A 22,427-nucleotide genomic window follows, 5' to 3' on the forward strand; every position below is an offset into this window, starting at 1 on the left:
AGGCCGCGCACCTCGCGGGCCTTCGCCGCGACGCCGAGGCGATGCGCGGCGCCGACGAGCGCCATCGCGGCCTCGCCCGACGGGCACGAGATCTCCAGCATGGCCGATCGTCCGGGTTCGCTGAGGGATCCGGATGCCAGGAACGCCCCGCGCCAGATGCCGGCGAGCTCCTCGGGGGAGCCGGTGGTGAGGCGGTTGGGCAGGCCGCGCACCGGCCGGCGTCGCGCGTCGAGCAGACCGGTCTGGCGTGCCAGGGTCTCCCCCGCCGCTATGACGCGAACCGCCCAGCGGGCGCCGCTGGTGGATCCACTCGTGCTCGCGACGCTGGCCTTGACCTGCGCGATCTCGGGACGCACGCCGTAGATCTCGGCGAGGTCGCGGCTGACACGACGGGCCAGCAGCTCGGCATCCACCTCGGCCTCGACCGCGACCCGACCGGCGATGGAGTGCAGACCGCCCGCGAAACGCAGAATGGTCGTCACCTCAGCGACGCGCACCGTCGGGGGTGCGTTGCGCACGCTGACGAGCTCGGCCTTGACGTCGGTGGTTAGTGCCACGGGACTCCTCATGATCCAGGCGCCGGATCGCGACGCAAGGGACTAGCCTACAAGGCCCGGAGGCCGCGCACCGACCCGAGCGACTGTCTCCGGGCGGGAGGATGCCACCGGGGCGGCGGTCACTCCCGACCGAGGTCGCGGTGGCGCACGTTGACGGCGACGCCGGGCACGTCGGCCAGGCGACGAGCCAGCTCCTCGCTCATCGCCACCGAGCGGTGCTTGCCGCCGGTGCAGCCGATGGCCACCGTCGAGTGGCTCTTGTTCTCGCGCTGATACCCCTCGAGCACCGGGCGCAGCGCCGCGGCGTAGGCGTCGAGGAACTGCTCGGAGCCCGGCAGGCCGAGCACGTAGTCGCGCACCGGCTCGTCGCGTCCGGTGAAGTCGCGCAGCTCCTCGTTCCAGAACGGATTCGGGAGGAACCGCATGTCTGCGACGAGGTCGACGTCCGTCGGCAGGCCGTACTTGAACCCGAAGCTCAGGATGGTCAGGCGATGGCGCGCCGCGCCCTCCTCCGAGAACATCTCCGAGACCTGCATGGCGAGCTGGTGGATGTTCAGCGTCGACGTGTCGATGAGCAGGTCGGCCGATTCGCGGATCGTGGCGAGCCGCGAGCGCTCGGTGCGGATGCCGTCGAGCAGCGTGCCGTCGCCCTGCAGCGGATGCGGACGGCGCACCGACTCGAAGCGACGCACGAGAACGTCGTCGGAGGCGTCGAGATAGAGCACCTTCACCCCGCCCCGGGAGCGCAGCGCCCGGTACACGTCCGGCAGCTCGTCGAACAGACCGCGACCGCGGACATCGACGACCGCGGCGATCTTCGGAAGGTTGCCGGCTCCCATGTCGGTGAGCTCGAGAAGCGGCCGGAGGATCTGCGGGGGCAGGTTGTCGACGACGTACCACCCGAGATCCTCGAGGGCGTTCGCCGCGGTGGTGCGACCTGCTCCCGACATCCCGGTGACGATGAGGAACTCGCCCTCTTGTGCGGCCGCCATCCGTTGCTCCCTTCGCTGAGACAAGCCTACCGAGTCGCGGGACTCCGACCACCCGCGAGGTGTGCGTGGATGGTGGATGCGAGGACCGGTCCGATCCCTGCCACCTCGCTGATCTGCTCAGGGCTCGACGCTCGCAGCGCCGTGACCGATCCGAAATGGATGAGCAGCGCTTTGATCCTGGCGTCGCCGAGGCCGGGGATCTCACGCAGCACGGTCTGGATGTCACGACGGCGGCGCTTGCGCTGGTGGGTGATCGCGAAGCGATGCGCCTCGTCGCGCAGCCGCTGCACGAGGTACAGCGCCTCACTGGTGCGCGGGAGGATGACCGGGAAGTCGTCGTCGGGCACCCAGATCTCCTCGAGTCGCTTGGCGATGCCGCACAGGGCGATCTCGGTGCGTCCGCTGTCGCGCAGCGCCCTCGCGGCCGCCTGCACCTGGGGCTGACCGCCGTCCACGACCAGCAGCTGCGGCCGATAGGCGAAGCGCGGCCGCCGACTGCCCTCGCCCTCGTCTTCGCCGGCCTGCTCCGGCGTCGAATCCACCCGGGCGAGGCGGCGCATCAGCACCTGGTACATCGAGTCGGTGTCGTCGGTCGTCTCGGCGATGTTGAACGAGCGGTACTGGTCTTTGCGGGGCAGCCCGTCTTCGAAGACCACCATCGATGCGACGACGTTCGTCCCGCCGAGGTGCGAGATGTCGAAGCACTCGATGCGCAGCGGGGCCTCGTCCATGCCGAGGGCCTCCTGCAGATCGGTGAGTGCCTGCGTGCGGGCGACGTAGTCGCTGGTGCGCCGCGTCTTGTGGCGCAGCAGTGTCTGCTGCGCGTTGAGGGTGGCGGTGCGCATGAGATCGGCGCGCTGCCCGCGCTGGGCGACGGCGATCTCGACTCGGCGTCCGCGGCGGGCTCGAAGCCACTCCTCGAGCTCGGCGGCGTCGTCGGGCAGGGTGGGCACGAGCACGCGACGCGGGATGTCTGACGAGTCGCCGTACACGCGCTGCAGGATCTGGTCGACGAGCTCTGCGCGGCTGATGTCGAGCTCTTTGTCGACGGCGAGTGAGCGCACACCGCGCACGCGACCGCCGCGGATCACGAAATGGTGCACCGCCGCCGACAGCTCGTCCTCGGCGATGCCGAAAAGGTCGGCATCCTCATCGGACGGCAGCACGAGAGCGCTCTTGCCGAGCACAGCGTCGATCGCGGTGAGCTTGTCGCGGAAGCGCGCCGCAGCCTCGTAGTCCATCGCGGCGGAGGCCGCCTGCATGCGCTTCGTGAGATCGCGCGTGAACCGCTCGTCACCGCCCGCCATGAAGGCCACGAAGTCGTCGACCATCGCGCGGTGCTCGTCGATCGTGACCTTCATCGAGCAGGGGCCGCCGCACTTGCCGATCTGGCCGGGGAAGCACGGTCGCCCCGTCTGCATGGCGCGTCGATAGCTGGCGTCGCTGCATGTGCGGATCGGAAAGGCTTTGACCATCAGGTCGATGGTCTCGTGCACGGCCCAGACCTTCGGATACGGACCGAAGTACCGCGCACCGGGGATACGCCGGTTGCGCGTCACCATCACGCGCGGTGCTTCGTCTGCGAGGGTGATCGCCATGAACGGATACGACTTGTCGTCGCGGTAGCGCACATTGAACGGCGGATCGAACTCCTTGATCCACATGTACTCGAGCTGCAGCGAGTCGACGTCGGTCGCGACGACGGTCCATTCGACGGATGCCGCGGTCGTGACCATCCGTCGCGTGCGCTCGTGCAGGGTGCGCAGCGGAGCGAAGTAGTTCGACAGGCGCTGGCGGAGGTTCTTCGCCTTGCCGACGTACAGCACCCGGCCGTCGGCGTCGCGGAAGCGGTAGACACCGGGATCGGTGGGGATCTCCCCCGCGCGCGGCTTGTACGGGAGGACGTCCGCCATCAGCCGGCCTTGCGCGAGTCGCGCTCCTGCCCGAGAACCTCGGCGAGGAACGCGCCCGTGTGGCTCTCCGCCACCTCGGCGATCTGCTCGGGGGTGCCGGTGGCGAGGATCTGCCCACCGCCCGACCCGCCCTCGGGGCCGAGGTCGATCACCCAGTCGGATGACTTGATGACATCGAGGTTGTGCTCGATGACGATGACGGTGTTGCCCTTGTCGACGAGGCCGTTCAGCACTTCGAGGAGCTTTCGCACGTCTTCGAAGTGCAGACCGGTGGTCGGCTCGTCGAGCACGTAGATGCTGCGTCCGTTGCTTCGCCGCTGCAGCTCTGTGGCCAGCTTGACGCGCTGCGCCTCGCCGCCCGAGAGCGTCGTCGCGGCCTGGCCGAGGCGCACGTAGCCGAGGCCGACGTCGACGAGAGTCTTCATGTACCGGTGGATGGCCTGGATCGGCTCGAAGAACTCCGCCGCCTCGGCGATCGGCATCTCGAGCACCTCGGCGATGTTCTTGCCCTTGTAGTGCACGGCGAGCGTGTCGCGGTTGTACCGCTTGCCGTGGCAGACCTCGCAGTCGACGTAGACGTCGGGCAGGAAGTTCATCTCGATCTTGATCGTGCCGTCGCCCGAGCAGGCGTCGCAGCGCCCGCCCTTGACGTTGAAGCTGAAGCGGCCCGGCAGATAGCCGCGCACCTTGGCCTCGGGTGTCTCGCTGAACAGCGTGCGGATGCGGTCGAACACGCCGGTGTAGGTGGCGGGATTCGATCGCGGGGTGCGCCCGATCGGCGCCTGGTCGACGTGCACGACCTTGTCGAGGTTGTCGAGACCGGTCACCCTGGTGTGCTTGCCCGGCACCGTGCGGGCGCCGTTGAGCCGGCCGGCGAGCACCTGGTAGAGGATGTCGTTGACCAGGGACGACTTGCCCGAGCCGCTCACGCCGGTGACCGCGGTGAGCACGCCCAGGGGGAAGTCGGCGGTGACGTTCTTGAGGTTGTTCGCCTTGGCGCCGACGACGCTCAGCATCCGCTTCCTGTCGATCTTGCGGCGCTTGTCGGGCAGGGCGATCTCGCGCCGACCAGCGAGGTAGTCGCCGGTCATCGACCCGGACTCGGCGAGCAGCGCCGAGTAGGGGCCGGAGTGCACGACCTCGCCGCCGTTCACACCGGCGCCCGGGCCGATGTCGACGACCCAGTCGGCAGCCTCGATCGTCTCCTCGTCGTGCTCCACCACGATCAGGGTGTTGCCGAGGTCGCGCAGCCGCACCAGCGTCTCGATGAGGCGGCGGTTGTCGCGCTGGTGCAGACCGATCGAGGGCTCGTCCAGCACGTAGAGCACACCCGTCAGGCCGGATCCGATCTGGGTCGCGAGCCGGATGCGCTGCGCTTCACCGCCGGAGAGGGAACCCGCCGATCGTCCGAGGTTCAGATACGACAGGCCCACCTGCAGCAGGAACTCCAGGCGCAGGCGGATCTCACGCAGCACCTGCGCTGCGATCTTCGCCTCGCGCGCGGTGAGCTCGAGCTCGTGCATGAAGGTGCTGGCGTCGGCCAGGCTGAGATTCGAGACCTCCGCGATCGAATGACCGTGCACCTTGACCGCGAGGACCTCGGGCTTGAGTCGCGCGCCGTCGCACACGGGGCACGGCACCTCCCGCAGGTACTCGCCCCATCGGCCGCGCTGAGTGTCGGACTCGGCCTGCTGGTACTGCCGCTCGATGTACGGCACGACGCCCTCGAACCCGGACGTGTAGCGCATCTCGCGCCCGTAGCGGTTCTTCCACTTGACGCTGACCTTGTAGTTGTCGCCGCGCAGCACTGCCTCGCGAACGTCGGAATGCAGCTGATTCCAGGGCGTGTCGAGCGAGAAGTCGAGATCGCGGGCGAGCCCGTCGAGCAGGCGCTCGTAATACTGGAACAGGCCCTTGCCCTGCGTGGTCCACGGCAGGATCACGCCTTCTCTGATCGAGAGGTCCTCGTCGCCCAGCAGGAGGTCGACGTCGACCGACATCCGCGTGCCGAGGCCCGCGCAGGCGGGACAGGCTCCGAACGGCGCGTTGAACGAGAACGTGCGCGGCTCGATCTCGGTGAGCGCGATCGGGTGCCCGTTCGGGCAGGCGAGCTTCTCGGAGAAGGACTGCCAGGCGGCGTCGCCCTCCTCATCGACGAAGTTGACCTGCATGATGCCGCCGGCAAGGCCCAGCGCCGTCTCGACCGAGTCCGTCACGCGGGCGAGGATGTCATCGGATGCCACGAGCCGGTCGACCACGACGGCGATGTCGTGCTTGTAGCTCTTCTTCAGCTTCGGCGGCTCGGCGAGCTGGACCAGCTCGCCGTCGACGATCGCGCGCGAGTAGCCCTTCGCACCGAGCTCCTTGAAGAGGTCGACGAACTCGCCCTTCTTCTGCGTCACGATCGGCGCGACGATCTGATAGCGCGTGCGCTCGGGCAGCTCGACGAGCTGATCGGCGATCTGCTGCACCGTCTGACGCTGGATCCGCTCACCGCAGTCGGGGCAGTGCGGGATGCCGATGCGCGCCCACAGCAGACGCATGTAGTCGTGGATCTCGGTGATCGTGCCCACCGTCGATCGCGGGTTGCGGTTGGTCGACTTCTGATCGATCGAGACCGCGGGACTCAGACCCTCGATGAAGTCGACGTCGGGGCGGTCGACCTGGCCGAGGAACTGACGGGCGTAGGCGCTGAGCGATTCGACGTAGCGGCGCTGCCCTTCGGCGAAGATCGTGTCGAACGCGAGGCTGGACTTGCCCGACCCGGAGAGCCCGGTGAAGACGACCAGCGAGTCTCGGGGGATGTCGATGTCGATGTTCTTCAGATTGTGAACGCGGGCACCGCGAACACTCAGTTTTGCGGAGGAGGCGACAGGAACGATGGGCACCGTTCAAGTGTAGGAGCGACCACCGACACTGGGCTCCGCGTCAGCCGAGGGCGAACGAGCATCACGACCGGCGAACGGCTTCAGCGCGTCTCGGAGCGAAGCCACTTCCTCGATGCCCGTGCCGACGGCTGCCATGACGGCATGCGGCACCTCGACGGCTCGGGCTCGCAGCGCGCGGCCGGCATCGGTGAGGGTGATGTCGAGACGTCGCTCGTCCGCGGTGCTGCGCGCACGCTCCACCAGCCCGTCCTTCTCGAGCCGCTTGACCAGCGGTGAGGCGCTGGCCGGCTCGAGCGCGAGCTCTGCGGAAAGGTCGGTGAGCGAGCGCGGCGAGCGCTCCCACAGGGCGAGCATCACGAGGTACTGCGGGTGCGTGAGACCGAGCGGCTCGAGGATGGGGCGGTAGACGGCGACCACGTTGCGCGCCGCGGTGACCATGGCGAAGCAGAGCTGGTTCTCGAGTCGCAGCAGCTCGTCGTCGGAAGTCATGCCACTGATTCTACGTGCAGAGATGTTCAGTACACTAAAGATATGGCCGAGAACCCCGCTCACGTCCCTCTGCGCACCCGCATCCGCGAGGCCGGCGGCCTCTATGCGTGGTTCAACATCAACCTGATCAAGTACGCCGGGCCGGCATCGGTGGGTCCGTACGAGCCGACCCTTCCGCCCAGCGCCGAAGAGCGCGCGCAGCGTGCCTGCCCGCTGTGCGGCAGCGCGATGAACCAGCACACGATCGATCGCAGCGGACCGAAGCCGTTGGTGCACTGCCCCTGATCGGCGAAGGCCCCTCGGATCGGCGACTCAGGCGTGCCCGGCCCGCTCCATCGCCCGCAGCTCCTTCTTCAGATCCTGCACCTCGTCGCGCAGGCGCGCGGCCAGCTCGAACTTGAGCTCACCAGCGGCGGCGAGCATCTGATCCGACAGATCGGCGATCGTCTCCTCGAGCTGCATCGCGCCCTCCGCCGCGATGCCGGTGCGGCGCAGGTTGGGCGTCGGCGACTTCCCCCTGCCGCTCTTGTTGCGCGCCGATCGCATGTCGGCGGTGTCGGCGGCCTCGCGAGCGAGCACCTCGGTGATGTCGGCGATCCGCTTGCGCAGCGGCTGCGGGTCGACCCCGTGCTCCTTGTTGTACGCGATCTGCTTCTCTCGTCGACGCTCGGTCTCCTCGATGGCCTTGGCCATCGAGTCGGTCATGTTGTCTGCGTACATGTGCACCTCGCCCGAGACGTTTCGCGCCGCACGGCCGATCGTCTGGATGAGCGAGGTCCCCGAGCGCAGGAAGCCCTCCTTGTCGGCGTCGAGGATGGCGACCAGCGACACCTCCGGAAGGTCGAGTCCCTCTCGCAGCAGGTTGATGCCGACCAGCACGTCGTAGACTCCGGCGCGCAGCTCGCTGAGCAGCTCGACGCGCCGCAACGTGTCGACGTCGGAGTGCAGGTATCGCACCCGAACGCCGTGCTCGCCGAGGAAGTCGGTGAGCTCTTCCGCCATCTTCTTCGTCAGCGTCGTGACCAGCACACGCTCGTCGCGCTCGACCCGCAGGCGGATCTCCTCGAGCAGGTCGTCGATCTGGCCCTTCGACGGCTTCACGATGATCTGGGGGTCGACGAGGCCGGTGGGGCGGATGATCTGCTCGACCACGCCGTCGGCGATGCCCATCTCGTACTTACCGGGCGTCGCCGACAGGTACACGGTCTGACCGATCCGGTTCTTGAACTCGTCCCACCGCAGCGGACGGTTGTCCATCGCGCTGGGCAGCCGGAAGCCGTGCTCGACGAGCGTGCGCTTGCGCGACGCGTCGCCCTCGTACATCGCGCCGATCTGCGGCACCGTCACGTGCGACTCGTCGATGACGAGCAGGAAGTCGTCGGGGAAGAAGTCGAGCAGGGTGTGCGGCGGCTCGCCGGGTGACCGGCCGTCCATGTGCCGCGAGTAGTTCTCGATGCCCGAGCAGAAGCCGAGCTGCTGCAGCATCTCGATGTCGAAGGTCGTGCGCATGCGCAGACGCTGCGCCTCGAGCAGCTTGCCCTGACGCTCGAACTCGGCCAGCCGCTCCTCGAGCTCGTGCTCGATCGTGCCGATCGCGCGCTGGACGACGTCCGTCCCGGCGACGTAGTGCGAGGCGGGGAAGATCGGCACCGAGTCGAGCCTGGCGATGACCTCGCCGGTGAGCGGATGCAGCGAGTACAGCGCCTCGATCTCGTCGCCGAACAGCTCGATCCGGATCGCGTGCTCCTCGTACACGGGGATGATCTCGATCGTGTCGCCGCGCACCCGGAAGTTGCCTCTCGAGAAGTCGACGTCATTGCGGTTGTACTGCATTGCGATGAACTGGCGGATCAGCGCGTCGCGGTCGTACCGCTCCCCCACCTGCAGCGCGACCATGGCGCGCAGGTACTCCTCCGGCGCTCCGAGGCCGTAGATGCACGACACGGTCGAGACCACGACGACGTCACGTCGGCTGAGCAGCGAGTTCGTCGTCGAGTGACGCAGCCGCTCGACTTCGGCGTTGACCGAGGAGTCCTTCTCGATGAAGGTGTCGGTCTGCGGGACGTAGGCCTCGGGCTGGTAGTAGTCGTAGTACGAGACGAAGTACTCGATCGCATTGTTCGGCATGAGCTCGCGGAACTCGTTCGCCAGCTGCGCCGCCAGCGTCTTGTTGTGCGCCATCACCAGGGTCGGCCGCTGCACCTGCTCGATGAGCCACGCGGTGGTCGCCGACTTACCGGTTCCGGTGGCGCCGAGCAGCACGACGTCGGTCTCGCCGGCGTTGATCCTCGCCGCGAGTTCGGCGATGGCCTGCGGCTGATCGCCCGCCGGCATGTACTCGCTGACGACCTCGAACGGACGAACGCTGCGCGTAGGTTGCATCCGTCCAGCCTACGAGCCCCCTCCGACACGGGCTCTGCAGCGAGCCACCTGAATTAGTTGTGCTTGACAGATAAATGCTTGTACTCTGACTGCTGCGTGAGAGCACGCCATCCCGATACCACTCGACGAGGAGCAATCGATGAACGTACGCAAGAGCGCCGCCCTGATCGCGGGGCTGACCGTCGCCGGCCTGGCACTCGGCGGATGCACCGCCACAGGGGACGTGACCGCAGAGGGTCCGGTGGAGTTCACGTTCCTGCATCGCATGCCCGACAAGGAGGGTGCGAAGACGGTCGACGACCTCATCGCCGAGTTCAACGACTCGCATCCGGGGACGACCGTGGTCGGTGAGACCATGCAGGGCTCCTCCGGCGAGTCGTACCCCAAGATCCGGTCGATCGTCGAGGCCGGGAAAGATGTGCCGTGCGTCGCTCAGCTCGGCAGCGAGCGGGTCCCCGACATGCTCGACTCCCTCATGGACGTCACGGAGTACGCCGAGAAGTATCGCGACCACTACCAGCCGGCCTTCTTCGACAAGGCGAAGGTCGGCGATGCGATCTTCGGCCTTCCGATCGGAGCCTCCCCCATCGTCATGTACTACCGCGCCGATCTGTTCGAGAAGTACGGACTCGAGCTGCCGAAGACATGGTCCGAGTACGAGCAGATGGGCCGCGTCGTGACGGAGAGGTCCGGCGGCACCGCGTACATGGGCTCCTTCCTCACCGACGAGATCCTCTGGACGAGCGCTCTCGCGACCTCCGAGGGCGCGGACTACTTCGCCTACGACAGCGATGAGCAGGCGTGGGAGGTCAGCGTCGACTCCCCTGCGACAGACGCCGTCGCCGCTCGGTGGCAGGCGATGATCGACGCGAAGACCGTACTGCCGACGCCACGCTGGGGCGACGAGTACGTGAAGTACCTCACCGACGGCACCCTTGTGACCCACATCGGGGCACCCTGGGAGTCCACCATGTTCGCCGATTCGGTGCCCGACGCGGCAGGATCCTGGAAGGTGGCGCAGATCCCGCACCTTGAGGCATCGACGAAGACCGTCGGGCAGAACGGCGGGTCCGTAGCCGCTGTCCTGAAGGGGTGTGCGTTCCCTGAGCAGGCGGTCGAGTTCATCGACTGGTGGGCGACGAACACCGAAGGGGTCTCGGGCCTGGGCATGCTGCCCGCAGCGAAGGTCGACTCCGTGCCGACTCCCCCGGCGCTGAAGGAGTACTTCTCGGGTCAGGACATCTTCGACGAGTACATCGCCGCGAACGAGAACGTCGCCGCCGTCACCTGGGCTCCGCAGTCCGCGACATTGTTCCAGGCTCTGTCGGATGCCCAGAGCAAGGTCGCCGAAGGCGGTCCGGTGGCGGACATCTTCCGTGACGGGCAGGATGCGGCCGTCGCCGCGCTGACCAAGGCGGGCGCACAGGTCAAGTGACCTCTCCGTCCGCCGCCGGGCGCGGTCGCCCTCAGAGCGGCCGCACCGGGACCTTCGACAGCCTCCGGAAAGGACCCAGCTGATGACCACCGCCGACACCACGGCGCTCGCCCCGGTGCGCGAAGCACGGCGCAGTCATCCCGCCCCGCCTGCGGCACGCCCCAGGCGGGGAGCGAGCCGCCGCGAGTCCCGCATCGGCTGGGCCTTCGCCCTGCCGTTCACGGCGCTGTTCGCGCTGTCGATGATCGCGCCCATAATCGCCTCGCTGTGGAACTCGCTGTTCCGCAGGCAGCTGTCGATGGGCGGGCTCGGCGGCACCGAGACCGTCTTCAGCGGCCTGGCCAACTACGTCGACGTCCTCACCAGCGATCAGTTCTGGGGCGGCATCGTCAACGTGCTGGAGTACGGCGCCATCAAGATCCCCCTCGTGCAGGGACTCGCTCTCGTGCTGGCTCTGCTGCTGGATTCGCTGGCCGCCCGCGGCGTGCGATTCTTCCGTCTCACCGCCTTCCTCCCCTACGCCATTCCGGGCGTGGTGGCGGCGCTGGTGTGGGGATACCTCTACTCTCCGACGCTGTCGCCTTTCGCCGACCTGCTGCAGTCGGTCGGACTCCCGGCCGACCTCTTCCTCGAGGGCGGCCTGCTCAATCTGTCCATGGCGAACATGACCGCGTGGACCTTCATCGGCTACAACATGATCATCTTCATGGCGACGCTGAAGTCGATACCGGCGGAACTCTACGACGCGGCTCGGATCGACGGGGCGAGCGAATGGCAGATCGTGCTGCGGATCAAGCTGCCCATGCTGAAGAGCGCCGCCCTGATGACCGTGCTCATGTCGATCGTCGGCACCATCCAGTGGTTCAACGAGCCGACGGTGCTGCGCACCATGACCCCTGCCATCGACACGGCGTACACGCCGATGATGATGGCGTACAGCCAGGCCTTCGATCAGAACGACATGGGCGGCGCCGCAGCCACGTCGGTGATCATGGCGATAATCGCCGGCCTCCTCGCGGGCGTGTACGCCCTCGTGCAGACACGGATAGGACGCGCACGATGAGCTCGACCACCCTCCTCACACTGCCCGCACGCCGGCGGGCGCGCGCCGCGGACGACGAGCCGAACGTGCCGGCTTCGATGCAGCCGTCGGCCGGCACGAGGACCATCACCATGGTCGTGCTGATCGCCGCCGCGCTGTACTTCCTGCTTCCCCTGTGGTGGCTGTTCGTGCAGACGACGAAGACCCGCCCGGACATGGTGAACACGCCATCGCTGTGGTTCGGATCCGAGCTGAACCTCTGGGAGAACATCCGCAGCGTGCTGACGTACGACGGCGGGCACTTCACGCAATGGCTCGGCTACTCCCTGCTGTACGCGGGGGCGGCTGCCGTGGTCGGCACCGTCGTCTCCATGGCGTGCGGCTACGCCTTCGCGAAGTTCCGCTTCCGCGGGCGCCGGTACCTGCTCGTCGTCATCATGGCCGGGATGCTGCTGCCAGCCGCCCTGCTGACCATCCCGCTGTTCTTCGTGTTCAGCGCCCTGGGGATCGTGAACACGGTGTGGGCGATCATCATTCCCTCGTGCGTCAGCCCGTTCGGGGTCTTCCTGTCGATCATCTACTGTCAGACGGTCCCGGACGAGCTGATCGAAGCGGCGCGACTGGACGGAGCCTCGGAGGTGCGGATCTTCTTCACGATCGTGCTGCGGCTGCTCTCGCCCGCGGTCGTGACCGTAGCCCTCTTCATCTACATCGGCACGTGGAACGAGTTCCTGCTGCCGATGGTGATGCTGCGCGGGAAGGACATGCTGCCCGTGACCCTCGGGCTGTACACCTGGCAGAACTACGACACCGAGATGCTCACGCTGCAGGTGCTCACCGGTTCGATGCTCAGCGTCATCCCGGTGATCGTGCTGTTCCTCGCCCTGCAGCGCTACTGGCGCGCCGGACTCACCCAGGGCGCGGTCAAGGCATAGTGAGAGACGCTGCACCCTCACTTCGGAAGGCGAAGATGCATCAGTCATCGACGGAATCGATCGGCTCATCCGCGCGCGCTCGGCTGCTCGGCGCCCTCGGCGGTCCCCCTGCCCAGCGCACGGTGCTGCGGATGGTCATCGCCGGTGTGCGCTCGCGCGCTGAGATCGCTCGTGAGAGCGGCCTGGACACCGGCACGGTCACACGCGCCGTGACCGCGCTCATGGAGGCGGAGGTGCTCCTCGAGTCGACCGACGCCGCCGCCTCTCGACCCGGTCGTGGACGCCCCAGTCGTCCGCTGCACGTCGCGGAGGAGGAGTTCTGGGCTGTCGGCCTGCACATCGGGGTGCGCGACATCACGGCGTCCGCTGTGGGTTTGGGCGGCTCGAGTCTGGTGCGAGTCGCACGACGCCACGACGGATCGGTCGAGTCGGCGCTGGATGCCTGTCTGCAGGGCACCGCCGCCGTGCGCGAGTCGATGCGGACGCAGCCGATGGGGATCGGGGTCGCGGTGGGCGGGCGCGTCGACTCCCGCCGCGGCCGGATCGTGGAGATGCCCCGCCTCGGCTGGACCGACGTCCCCCTCGCAGAGGAGATCGCCGGGGCGACGGGCCTGCCGTGCACGGTGCGCTCGATGGCGCAGGCGCAGGCGCAGGCGAACGTCGTGTACGGGCAGGTGGGCGCGAAGGCGACGTTCGGCCACCTCTACGTCGGCTACATCGTGGAGTACTGCGTGGTGATCGGCGGCGAGGTGTGGGCGCCGGAGCAGCGCTACGGCGGAGCGATCGACTCGCTCCTGCTGCGCACCGACGACGGGCGGTGCGGAACCGTGCAGGAGCTCGTGAGCGATGACGGGATCCTCGCCCAGGCGCACGCCGCGGGGCTGATCGCCGGTGACGTCGACCTCGACGCCGTGCTCGATCCCTCGACCGACGATCCACGAGAGAGAGCAGCCCTCCAGGGTCTGCTCCACCACCGCGCAGAGCTGGTTGGCGACCTCGTCACTCAGCTGCAAGAGGTCATCGCGCTGCCCACGGTCGTGATGTCGGCCTCCATGGCCCGCCAGGTCGATGCGCTCGACATCGTGCGGAAACGCATCGGCGCCGGCGGTGCCGCCCGCACGCCGCCGGACATCCTCTCCGGCGGTCCGGTCGAGATCGTGAACCCGCGCTCCGGCGCCTGCATCCTCTTCGAGACGCTGTTCGCGGAGGCGGGAGCATGAGCGCCCCCAACGTCGTGCTGGTGTGCACCGATCAGTGGCGTGCCGACAGTCTCTCGCTGCTCGGCAAGCCGGTCCTGAAGACCCCCTTCCTCGACCAGCTGGCGGCCTCCGGCACCATCGCGACCCGGGCGTACTCCCCCGCGCCGACATGCGTGCCGGCTCGGATGTCGCTGCTCAGCGGACTCGCTCCGTCGTCGCACGGCCGGGTGGGCTACCAGGAGGGCCTCGACTTCGACGCCCCAGTGACGATGGCCGGTTCTTTCCGTGATGCCGGCTACCAGACGCAGGCGATCGGCAAGATGCATGTGCACCCGCCCCGCAACCGGGCCGGGTTCGACAACGTCATCCTCCACGACGGCTACCTGCACGCCACCCGGCAGGGGCGTCCGGATCCGCGGTTCTACGACGACTACGCCGCCTGGCTGACCCGCGTGTCGGACCGCGGCGCCTACACCGACGAGTACGAGAACGGCGCGCACTGCAATGCGGCGATCGCGATGCCCTGGGACCGCCCCGAGTACCAGCATCCGACGAACTGGGCCACAAGCGAGGCGATCGATTGGCTCTACCGACGCGACCCGGAGCGGCCGTTCTTCCTGTTCCTGTCGTACCACCGCCCGCACGCACCGTACAACCCGCCCGCGTGGGCGTTCGACATGTACCGGGACAGCGAGTTCCCACCAGCGCCCATCGGCGACTGGGAAGACCACCACCTCGAATCGTTCCGCGCCGATCACTCCCCCGAAGCGCACGTCGCGAGGTACGACGACGAGACGCGTCGTCGCGCCCTGGCCGGGTACTACGGCAACATGACCCACATCGATGTGCAGCTCAGACGCTTCACGGAGGCGCTGGCCGACTTCGGGCTCGGCGACGACACGGTGATCTGCTTCACCTCCGATCACGGCGACATGATGGGCGACCACGGCATGTGGCGCAAGGGCTATCCCTACGAGGGCTCGGCGGCTGTGCCGATGATCTTCGCGGGGCCCGGTATCGCTGCGGGGCGGCGCTGCGAGGCGCTCATGGATCTCACCGACGTACCCGCGACCCTGCTCGATCTGGCGGGGCTCCCCGTTCCGGACGAGATGGACTCCCGCAGCCTGGCGGCTGCTCTGCGGGCGACATCACCGGCTGCGGATGACGGGCGCCGCTTCCTGCACGGCGAGCACGCCATCCTCGGTCAGTCCCTGCAGTGGATCATCCGAGGAGACGTGAAGTACGTCTGGTGGTCGGCCACGGGGGCGGAGCAGCTGTTCGACCTCTCCGCCGATCCCGACGAGCTGCACGATCTCGTGCTCGACGGCTCGGCGCTCGACGAGACCACGGCGGCCGGAGAGGCGCTCGCAGAGTGTCGGCGGCTGCTGGTGGCCGAGCTGGCCGGGCGACCGGAGGGGTACGTGGCGGACGGTGCCCTCGTGGTCGGACAGCCCGCTCGCTTGATGCTGCGGTGATCGCCGGCGGCGCTGTCGCCGAGCGGCGTCAGCACGGCGACGGGCCATCGCTGACGGGGGGGTGTTCATCCTGCCCTGAGCGTGCGCCACAGCGTGTCGACCTGCGCGAGCGTGTGCTCGAGCGTGCCCGACGTGTCGATGACCACGTCGGCGATCGCGCGGCGCTCGTCGTCCGAGACCTGCGCGCCGATGCGGCGCCGCGCATCCTCCTCCGTCATGCCGCGCAGCTGCGTCATCCGCTGCACGCGCGCATCGGCCGGGGCATCCGCGACCACGATCAGATCCCATGGGTCGTCGACGCGCGCCTCGACGAGCAGCGGCACGTCGTACACGACCACCGCCGCGGGATCCGCGGCGAACGCGGAGTCGAAGTGACGCTGCGACTCCGCGCGCACGGCAGGATGCACGATGGCGTTCAGCCGCTGCAGCGCCTCGTCTTCACCGAAGACCCGTGCACCGAGTGCCGCGCGATCCAGCGACCCGTCAGCCGCGATCACCTCCGCGCCGAAGGCTGCGGCGATCGCATCGAGCACCGGGCTGCCCGGCCGCTGCACGTCGCGCACGATGGCGTCCGCGTCGATCACGGTCGCGCCGTGCTCCGCGAGGCGCCCGGCGATGGTCGACTTGCCCGAGGCGATGCCTCCGGTGAGCGCGATGAGTGGCATCCGCCCATCCTGTCACGAGGCCACCAGGCCCCGGATACGCGGAACGGGCCGCCACCCGAAGGTGACGGCCCGTTCCTGACGTGCGCGGTGATCAGCTGTTGCCGCCCGAGAGCTTCTCGCGCAGCGCGGCGAGAGCCTCGTCGTCGGCAAGCGTGCCGGCACCGGTCGAGTCGGTCGAGAACGACTGAGCGCCGAAGTCGTCGCCCGCAGCAGCCTCGGCCTCGGCGGCCTTGACGACCTGAGCCTTGTGGGCCTCCCAGCGTGCCTGCGCAGCGGCGTACTCCTGCTCCCACGCCTCGCGCTGAGCGTCGAAGCCTTCCTTCCAGGCGCCGGTCTCGGCGTCGAAGCCCTCCGGGTACTTGTACTCGCCGTTCTCGTCGTACTCGGCGAGCATGCCGTACAGAGCCGGGTCGAACTCGGTGCCGTTGGGGTCGACCGACTCGTTGGCCTGCTTCAGCGACAGCGAGATGCGGCGACGCTCGAGGTCGATGTCGATGACCTTGACGAAGACCTCTTCGCCGACCGACACGACCTGCTCCGCCAGCTCGACGTGCTTGCTGGAGAGCTCGGAGATGTGGACGAGGCCCTCGATGCCGTCTGCGACGCGGACGAACGCACCGAACGGAACGAGCTTGGTGACCTTACCCGGCGTGACCTGACCGATCGCGTGGGTGCGGGCGAAGACCTGCCACGGGTCCTCCTGCGTCGCCTTCAGCGACAGGGAGACGCGCTCGCGGTCGAGGTCGACCTCGAGGATCTCGACGGTGACCTCCTGGCCCACCTCGACGACCTCGGAGGCGTGCTCGATGTGCTTCCAGGACAGCTCGGAGACGTGCACGAGGCCGTCCACGCCGCCCAGGTCGACGAACGCACCGAAGTTGACGATCGACGACACGACACCCTTGCGGACCTGACCCTTGTGCAGGTTGTTCAGGAACGTGGTGCGCGATTCCGACTGGGTCTGCTCGAGCAGGGCGCGGCGGCTGAGCACCACGTTGTTGCGGTTCTTGTCGAGTTCGAGGATCTTCGCCTCGAGCTCCTGACCGAGGTACGGGGTGAGGTCGCGGACACGGCGCAGCTCGATGAGCGAGGCGGGCAGGAAGCCACGTAGCCCGATGTCGACGATGAGGCCGCCCTTGACGACCTCGATGACGGTGCCGGTGACGACCCCGTCGTCCTCCTTGATCTTCTCGACGTCGCCCCAGGCGCGCTCGTACTGGGCGCGCTTCTTCGAGAGGATCAGACGGCCTTCCTTGTCCTCCTTCTGGAGAACGAGGGCCTCGACCTGGTCGCCGACGGCGACGACCTCGTTGGGGTCGACGTCGTGCTTGATGGAGAGCTCGCGCGAGGGGATGACACCCTCGGTCTTGTAGCCCACGTCGAGCAGAACCTCATCGCGGTCGATCTTGACGATCGTGCCCTCGATGATGTCGCCGTCGTTGAAGAACTTCAGGGTCTTCTCGACCGCGGCCAGGAAGTCCTCAGCAGAGCCGATGTCGTTGATCGCGACCTGCTTGGTGGCCGGGGCGGTCGTTGCGCTAGTCATGTAGTGGGTTGTCCTTGTAAATGGATGATCGGGCTTCGACGGCCGGCGCGCACGCCGGGTGGATCCTCGAAGCGGTTGGCTGTTGATTGCGATGGCACGAGGGCAGGCACAGGCCTGCCACGAGTGACGCTCCAGATTATCAGATCCGCCGACCGGCCGCTCCCCCTCTCCTCCTAAGCTGGAGCGGTGACCGACCGACTGATGCTGCTCGACACCGCCAGCCTGTACTTCCGGGCCTTCTTCGGCGTGCCCGACAAGGTGAAGGCGCCCGATGGGACGTCGGTGAACGCGACTCGCGGACTGCTCGACATCGTCGCCAAGCTCGTGACGCTCTACCAGCCGGCGCAGCTCATCGCCTGCTGGGACGACGACTGGCGTCCGCAGTGGCGAGTCGACCTGATCCCGAGCTACAAGGCGCATCGTGTGGTGGAGGAGGTCACCGCCGCTCCAGACGTCGAAGAGGTTCCGGATGCCCTGCAGCAGCAGATCCCGCTGATCCGCGAGGCGCTCGGCGCTCTCGGCATCCCGATCATCGGCGCGGCCGAGCACGAGGCCGACGACGTCATCGGCACGCTGGCCACCGGTGCGGCTCTTCCCGTCGACATCGTCACGGGCGACCGCGATCTGTTCCAGCTCGTCGACGACAGCCGGGACGTGCGTGTCATCTACACGGCGCGCGGCATGAGCAACCTCGAGGTCGTCACCGACGAGACGGTCGTCGCCAGATACGGCGTGCTCCCCGAGCAGTACGCGGACTTCGCCACCATGCGCGGCGATGCCTCCGACGGCCTGCCCGGCGTGAAGGGCGTCGGCGAGAAGACCGCGGCGGCCCTGTTGCGCGCGCACGCCGACCTCGCGGGCATCCGCACCGCTGCCGCCGACGGTCGTCTCACGGCGACCATGTCGGCACGGTTCGCCGAGGGCTCGGACTACCTCGACGTGGCTCCCACCGTGGTGAAGGTCGCGACCGATCTCGACATCTCCGCGCCCTGCGTCCCCCTGGGCGGCCTGGACGCCGCCGCTCGGGATGCCGCCGACGCCCTCGCCGAGAGATGGAACCTGGGCTCGTCGATGACCCGGGCGCTCAGCGCGCTGGCATCCGCCGGCGACGCCGGCTGACTCAGCCGCGCGCCCAGGCGCGCAGACGCTCGAGACCCCAGGTCGTGACGATGCGCTCCGCCGGCACTCCTGCCGCCTCGGCGCGCTCGGCTCCGTGGTCGAGCAGCGAGAGCTGCCCCGGCGCGTGCGCGTCGGAGTCGATCGAGAACAGGCACCCCTCGTCGAGAGCGATCGCGATCAGGTCGTCAGGCGGATCCTGACGCTCGGGGCGCGAATTGATCTCCACCGCGACACCGTTCTCGGCGCACGCCGCGAACACCGCCCTGGCATCGAACTGCGACTGCGGTCGCGTGCCCCTCGACCCTTCGACGAGGCGTCCCGTGCAATGCCCCAGCACGTTCACGCGCGGATCCGCCACTGCGGCGAGCATCCGCACGGTCATCGGCGCGGACTCCATCCGCAGCTTCGAATGGACCGACGCGACGACGATGTCGAGCTCGTCCAGCAGCTCGGGCGTCTGATCGAGCGCACCGTCCTCGAGGATGTCCACCTCGATGCCGGCGAGCACGGTGAGCCCGTCGCCGGACTGCGCACGCACCAGCGGGATCTGCTCGCGCAGCCTCTCCGCCGACAGACCGCGAGCCACCGTCAGCCGCGGCGAGTGGTCGGTGATGGCGAGATATTCGTGACCGAGTGCGCGCGCCGCCGCCACCATGGTCTCGATCGGCGTCGTCCCGTCGGACCAGTCGGTGTGGCTGTGCAGGTCGCCCTGCAGCCGCGCGCGCAGCGCAGAGCGGCGCTCGGGTTCGACCTCGCCGCGCAGCTCGACGAGGTAGTCCGGCACCCGGCCTTCCTGCGCCTGCCGGATGACGGCGAACGTGGAGTCGCCGATGCCCTTCTGGGCTCTGAGCCTGGTGGGGTCGTTCAGCACGTCCTGCGGCAGCGTGGCCACGACGGCCGCCGCCTGCCGGAAGGCTTTGGCGCGATAGCGGGACGCGCGCTCGCGTTCGAGCAGCGAGGCGATCTCGAGGAGGGCGTCGGCGGCTTCCACGATCGATCCGCTCCGCTCAGGCGGGCAGCGGCTCCCTGGTGACCTGCACCCACTGATCGAGCTTGGCGGAGGCGCGTCCGTCGTCGATCACCGCGGCGGCGCGCGTGTACGCGTCGCGCAGCCGTTCGACCATCGGAACCTGCGTCAGCGTCGAATCGTGCGAGAGCTCGTAGGCGACGATGCCGGCGGCCGCGTTCAGCAGCACGATGTCGCGCACCGCCCCCGGCTCGCCGCCGAGCGTGCGACGCAGGACGGATGCGTTGTGCTCGGGTGAGCCGCCAACCAGGTCGTCGAGGTCGGCGAGCGGGATGCCCAGGTCGCGGGGATCGAGGTCGTGCTCGTGGATGTCGCCACGGGTGACCTCCCAGATGCGACTGTGCCCCGTTGTGGTGAGCTCGTCGAGCCCGTCGTCGCCGCGGAAGACGAGCGCGGTCGCGCCGCGGGTGCGGAACACGCCGGTGATCAGCGGCACGCGGTCGAGCTGGGCGACGCCGACCGCGTTGGCCTCGGCGCGCGCCGGATTGCAGAGCGGACCGAGCATGTTGAAGACGGTCGGCACCGCGAGCTCGGCCCGCGCGACGCCGGCGTGCTTGAAGCCCGGGTGGAAGGCGGCGGCCCACGCGAACGTGATGCCGGTGCGCTCGAGGGCCGCCGCCACGCGCTCCGGGTCGAGCGAGATGTCGAGCCCGAGGGCGGCCAGCACGTCGGACGACCCCGACGACGAGCTCGCGGCGCGGTTGCCGTGCTTGACCACCGGGATGCCGGCTGCCCCGATGATGACCGCCGCGGTGGTGGAGATGTTCACGGTGCCGATGCGGTCGCCGCCGGTGCCCACGATGTCGAGCACGTCCGAGGAGACGGGCAGCGGCACGGCGGCCTCCAGGATCGCGTCGCGGAAGCCGACGATCTCGTCGATCGTCTCGCCCTTGGCCCGCAGCGCCACGAGGAAGCCGGCGAGCTGGGCATCCGTCACCTTCCCGCGCATGACCTGGCGCATCGCCCAGGTCGACTCCCACACACTCAGATCGCGGCGATCCAGGAGGGTCGAGAGAAGATCGGGCCAGGTGAGGGTGTCAGCCATGACTGCGATCCTAATCGTGCGGCGGATGCCGTCGTTTCGAGATGACTGCTTGTTCTCGAGCCGCGCACACCGCACTGGGCACGGGAATGCGGCACATTCGCAGGTGCTTCTTAGGTTCTCCTAAGTCGCCGGACAGCACGACGGGCCACGTCGGTGCGAGAATCCACGCACGGAATCGGCCATAATGGTCTGGTGACCACCTCAGCGACGTATGCCCCGGCGGCAAGAACCATCAAGCGCCCCAATCCGGTCGCTGTCGGCACCATCGTGTGGCTCGGCAGCGAAGTCATGTTCTTCGCGGGACTCTTCGCGATCTACTTCACACTGCGCAGCACCTCGCCCGAGCTCTGGGCGGACCGCACCGAGCTGCTCAACGTGGTGTACGCCTTCGTCAACACGGTCATCCTGGTGGCGTCGTCGTTCACCTGCCAGATGGGCGTGTTCGCCGCGGAAGACCTGCAGCCCTACCGCATCGACAAGGGCAAGGTGAACGCCTTCGGCCGTCGCCGCCTGTTCGGCTGGGGCATGGTCGAGTGGTTCTGGCTCACCTTCATCCTCGGCGCGATCTTCGTCAGCGGCCAGGTGTGGGAGTACGCCCAGCTCGTCGCCGAGGGCATGCCGATCACCGCCGACTCCTACGCATCGGCCTTCTACCTGACCACCGGCTTCCACGCCCTGCACGTCACGGGCGGTCTGATCGCCTTCGTGCTGGTCATCGGCCGCGCCTACGCGGTCAAGAACTTCGGCCACAAGGAGGCGACCTCCTCGATCGTCGTGTCCTACTACTGGCACTTCGTCGACGTCGTCTGGGTCGCCCTGTTCGCCGTCATCTACTTCCTGAAATAAGAGCGGAGCGATTTTTCGAAATGGCACGAGAGAAGAAGCACCGCTCGCGCGGTCGCCGCAGTCCCCTCGCCGCTGCCGCCCTGATCGGTGCCGGCCTGCTGCTCACCGGCGGCGTCTACGCCGGCGCGTCTGCCGCGATGGCGTTTACCACGGGCACGCAGAGCAGCGCGGCGGCAGAGCTGACCGTCGAGGACGGCCAGAAGCTGTTCACCGCGAACTGCGCGACCTGCCACGGTCTCGACATGCAGGGCACCAGCGAAGGACCGAGCCTCATCGGCGTCGGTGAGCTGTCCGTCGAGTTCCAGGTGGCGACCGGCCGCATGCCGCTGCAGATGCAGGGACCGCAGGCGCCGCAGAAGCCCGCCCAGTTCACCGACGCGCAGATCCGCGCGATGGCGGCGTACGTGCAGAGCGTCGCTCCCGGACCGAGCTACCCCGAGGAGTGGGTGACCGCCGGCAAGCAGAACCCCGACAGCGCGGGCGACGAGGTCGACATCGCACACGGTGCGGAGCTGTTCCGCATCAACTGCGCGATGTGCCACAACGTCGCCGCGGCCGGTGGTGCGCTGACAGAGGGCAAGTACGCCCCGGCGCTGAGCTCGACCAGCCCGCTGCACATCTACGCGGCCATGGTCACCGGCCCGCAGAACATGCCGGTCTTCGGCGACATGAACCTGAGCACCGAGGACAAGCGCGACATCATCGCCGCCCTCGTCTACCAGCAGGAGGCCGTGCAGATCGGCGGCTTCACGCTCGGATCGCTCGGTCCGGTGTCGGAGGGCCTGTTCATCTGGATCTTCGGAATCGGCGCACTGGTCGCCCTCACCGTGTGGATCACGGCGAAGTCCAACTGACGCACTGTCATCGAAGAG

At 68.2% G+C, this 22,427-nt stretch carries 19 protein-coding genes; 9 read left to right on the top strand and 10 right to left on the bottom strand.

The genetic code is table 11. The annotated features are described in order from the left end of the window. The 5 genes from whiA to RT309_RS02860 form a co-directional block, all read right to left on the bottom strand. Positions 1-557, bottom strand: a 557-nt coding sequence (gene whiA / locus RT309_RS02840; RefSeq protein WP_313355140.1) for a DNA-binding protein WhiA, incomplete at its 3' end; no start/stop codon positions are given. 119 nt (positions 558-676) lie between these two features. Further along, positions 677-1,549: an RNase adapter RapZ gene (gene rapZ / locus RT309_RS02845; protein WP_313355142.1), complete on the bottom strand. Its 873-nt coding sequence runs from the start codon at positions 1,547-1,549 to the stop codon at positions 677-679. 26 nt (positions 1,550-1,575) lie between these two features. Continuing rightward, positions 1,576-3,462, bottom strand: coding sequence for an excinuclease ABC subunit UvrC (gene uvrC, locus RT309_RS02850; protein WP_313355144.1), 1,887 nt, complete (start codon positions 3,460-3,462; stop codon positions 1,576-1,578). Beyond that, positions 3,462-6,350: an excinuclease ABC subunit UvrA gene (gene uvrA / locus RT309_RS02855; RefSeq protein ID WP_313355146.1), complete on the bottom strand. Its 2,889-nt coding sequence runs from the start codon at positions 6,348-6,350 to the stop codon at positions 3,462-3,464. Before uvrA ends, uvrC begins: the two co-directional genes overlap by 1 nt. A 3-nt stretch (positions 6,351-6,353) precedes the next feature. Next, complete coding sequence (locus RT309_RS02860; protein ID WP_313355148.1) at positions 6,354-6,839, bottom strand: MarR family transcriptional regulator; 486 nt, start codon at positions 6,837-6,839, stop codon at positions 6,354-6,356. 42 nt (positions 6,840-6,881) lie between these two features. Here RT309_RS02860 and RT309_RS02865 point away from each other — a divergent pair, with 42 nt between their 5' ends. Continuing rightward, positions 6,882-7,124, top strand: coding sequence for a hypothetical protein (locus RT309_RS02865; protein ID WP_313355150.1), 243 nt, complete (start codon positions 6,882-6,884; stop codon positions 7,122-7,124). Between the two features lie 27 nt (positions 7,125-7,151). On the opposite strand, the gene uvrB is transcribed toward RT309_RS02865, so the two are convergent. Then, positions 7,152-9,221 carry an excinuclease ABC subunit UvrB gene (gene uvrB, locus RT309_RS02870; RefSeq protein WP_313355151.1) on the bottom strand — a complete coding sequence of 690 codons (2,070 nt, stop codon included), beginning with the start codon at positions 9,219-9,221 and terminating at the stop codon, positions 7,152-7,154. 139 nt (positions 9,222-9,360) lie between these two features. Here uvrB and RT309_RS02875 point away from each other — a divergent pair, with 139 nt between their 5' ends. From RT309_RS02875 to RT309_RS02895, 5 genes are all read left to right on the top strand, one after another. Further along, positions 9,361-10,656 carry an extracellular solute-binding protein gene (locus RT309_RS02875; RefSeq protein WP_313355153.1) on the top strand — a complete coding sequence of 432 codons (1,296 nt, stop codon included), beginning with the start codon at positions 9,361-9,363 and terminating at the stop codon, positions 10,654-10,656. Positions 10,657-10,738: 82 nt separating this feature from the next. Further along, the gene (locus tag RT309_RS02880; protein WP_313355154.1) at positions 10,739-11,719 is read left to right on the top strand and encodes a sugar ABC transporter permease; all 981 of its coding nucleotides are present in this window, start codon (positions 10,739-10,741) and stop codon (positions 11,717-11,719) included. Further along, positions 11,716-12,633: a carbohydrate ABC transporter permease gene (locus RT309_RS02885; protein ID WP_313355156.1), complete on the top strand. Its 918-nt coding sequence runs from the start codon at positions 11,716-11,718 to the stop codon at positions 12,631-12,633. The genes RT309_RS02880 and RT309_RS02885 overlap by 4 nt, the downstream gene beginning before the upstream one ends. A gap of 35 nt (positions 12,634-12,668) precedes the next feature. Next, positions 12,669-13,853 carry an ROK family protein gene (locus tag RT309_RS02890; protein WP_313355158.1) on the top strand — a complete coding sequence of 395 codons (1,185 nt, stop codon included), beginning with the start codon at positions 12,669-12,671 and terminating at the stop codon, positions 13,851-13,853. Further along, positions 13,850-15,307, top strand: a complete 1,458-nt coding sequence (locus tag RT309_RS02895; RefSeq protein WP_313355159.1) for an arylsulfatase — start codon at positions 13,850-13,852, stop codon at positions 15,305-15,307. Before RT309_RS02890 ends, RT309_RS02895 begins: the two co-directional genes overlap by 4 nt. Before the next feature lie 65 nt (positions 15,308-15,372). Here RT309_RS02895 and coaE read toward each other — a convergent pair whose 3' ends face one another. Both coaE and rpsA read right to left on the bottom strand, forming a co-directional pair. Next, positions 15,373-15,972: a dephospho-CoA kinase gene (gene coaE / locus RT309_RS02900; RefSeq protein ID WP_313355161.1), complete on the bottom strand. Its 600-nt coding sequence runs from the start codon at positions 15,970-15,972 to the stop codon at positions 15,373-15,375. Between the two features lie 91 nt (positions 15,973-16,063). Next, complete coding sequence (rpsA, locus tag RT309_RS02905) at positions 16,064-17,518, bottom strand: 30S ribosomal protein S1 (RefSeq protein ID WP_313355163.1); 1,455 nt, start codon at positions 17,516-17,518, stop codon at positions 16,064-16,066. 186 nt (positions 17,519-17,704) lie between these two features. Here rpsA and RT309_RS02910 point away from each other — a divergent pair, with 186 nt between their 5' ends. Next, positions 17,705-18,637, top strand: a complete 933-nt coding sequence (locus RT309_RS02910; RefSeq protein ID WP_313355164.1) for a 5'-3' exonuclease — start codon at positions 17,705-17,707, stop codon at positions 18,635-18,637. Between the two features lies 1 nt (position 18,638). Here RT309_RS02910 and RT309_RS02915 read toward each other — a convergent pair whose 3' ends face one another. Continuing rightward, on the bottom strand, positions 18,639-19,628 hold the full coding sequence (locus RT309_RS02915; protein ID WP_313355166.1) for a PHP domain-containing protein: 990 nt from the start codon (positions 19,626-19,628) through the stop codon (positions 18,639-18,641). A 16-nt stretch (positions 19,629-19,644) separates the two neighbouring features. Beyond that, positions 19,645-20,709, bottom strand: coding sequence for an anthranilate phosphoribosyltransferase (gene trpD, locus RT309_RS02920; RefSeq protein WP_313355168.1), 1,065 nt, complete (start codon positions 20,707-20,709; stop codon positions 19,645-19,647). A gap of 189 nt (positions 20,710-20,898) precedes the next feature. Between trpD and RT309_RS02925 the strand changes: the two genes are divergently transcribed. Together RT309_RS02925 and RT309_RS02930 are read left to right on the top strand one after the other, a co-directional pair. Further along, the gene (locus RT309_RS02925) at positions 20,899-21,555 is read left to right on the top strand and encodes a heme-copper oxidase subunit III (protein WP_313355187.1); all 657 of its coding nucleotides are present in this window, start codon (positions 20,899-20,901) and stop codon (positions 21,553-21,555) included. Positions 21,556-21,575: 20 nt separating this feature from the next. After that, positions 21,576-22,409 carry a cytochrome c gene (locus tag RT309_RS02930; RefSeq protein ID WP_313355170.1) on the top strand — a complete coding sequence of 278 codons (834 nt, stop codon included), beginning with the start codon at positions 21,576-21,578 and terminating at the stop codon, positions 22,407-22,409. Positions 22,410-22,427: the final 18 nt, after the last annotated feature.

The sequence above is a fragment of the Microbacterium sp. genome, assembly GCF_032084865.1.
Taxonomy (GTDB): Bacteria; Actinomycetota; Actinomycetes; order Actinomycetales; family Microbacteriaceae; genus Microbacterium.

Coding starts and splice junctions, on each gene's coding strand:
- RT309_RS02885 (WP_313355156.1), top strand. CDS start 11,716: ATGAGCTCGACCACCCTCCTCACACTGCCCGCACGCCGGCGGGCGCGC.
- RT309_RS02875 (WP_313355153.1), top strand. CDS start 9,361: ATGAACGTACGCAAGAGCGCCGCCCTGATCGCGGGGCTGACCGTCGCC.
- RT309_RS02860 (WP_313355148.1), bottom strand. CDS start 6,839: ATGACTTCCGACGACGAGCTGCTGCGACTCGAGAACCAGCTCTGCTTC.
- RT309_RS02930 (WP_313355170.1), top strand. CDS start 21,576: ATGGCACGAGAGAAGAAGCACCGCTCGCGCGGTCGCCGCAGTCCCCTC.
- uvrC (WP_313355144.1), bottom strand. CDS start 3,462: ATGGCGGACGTCCTCCCGTACAAGCCGCGCGCGGGGGAGATCCCCACC.
- coaE (WP_313355161.1), bottom strand. CDS start 15,972: ATGCCACTCATCGCGCTCACCGGAGGCATCGCCTCGGGCAAGTCGACC.
- uvrB (WP_313355151.1), bottom strand. CDS start 9,221: ATGCAACCTACGCGCAGCGTTCGTCCGTTCGAGGTCGTCAGCGAGTAC.
- trpD (WP_313355168.1), bottom strand. CDS start 20,709: ATGGCTGACACCCTCACCTGGCCCGATCTTCTCTCGACCCTCCTGGAT.
- RT309_RS02890 (WP_313355158.1), top strand. CDS start 12,669: ATGCATCAGTCATCGACGGAATCGATCGGCTCATCCGCGCGCGCTCGG.
- rpsA (WP_313355163.1), bottom strand. CDS start 17,518: ATGACTAGCGCAACGACCGCCCCGGCCACCAAGCAGGTCGCGATCAAC.
- RT309_RS02865 (WP_313355150.1), top strand. CDS start 6,882: ATGGCCGAGAACCCCGCTCACGTCCCTCTGCGCACCCGCATCCGCGAG.
- rapZ (WP_313355142.1), bottom strand. CDS start 1,549: ATGGCGGCCGCACAAGAGGGCGAGTTCCTCATCGTCACCGGGATGTCG.
- RT309_RS02880 (WP_313355154.1), top strand. CDS start 10,739: ATGACCACCGCCGACACCACGGCGCTCGCCCCGGTGCGCGAAGCACGG.
- RT309_RS02895 (WP_313355159.1), top strand. CDS start 13,850: ATGAGCGCCCCCAACGTCGTGCTGGTGTGCACCGATCAGTGGCGTGCC.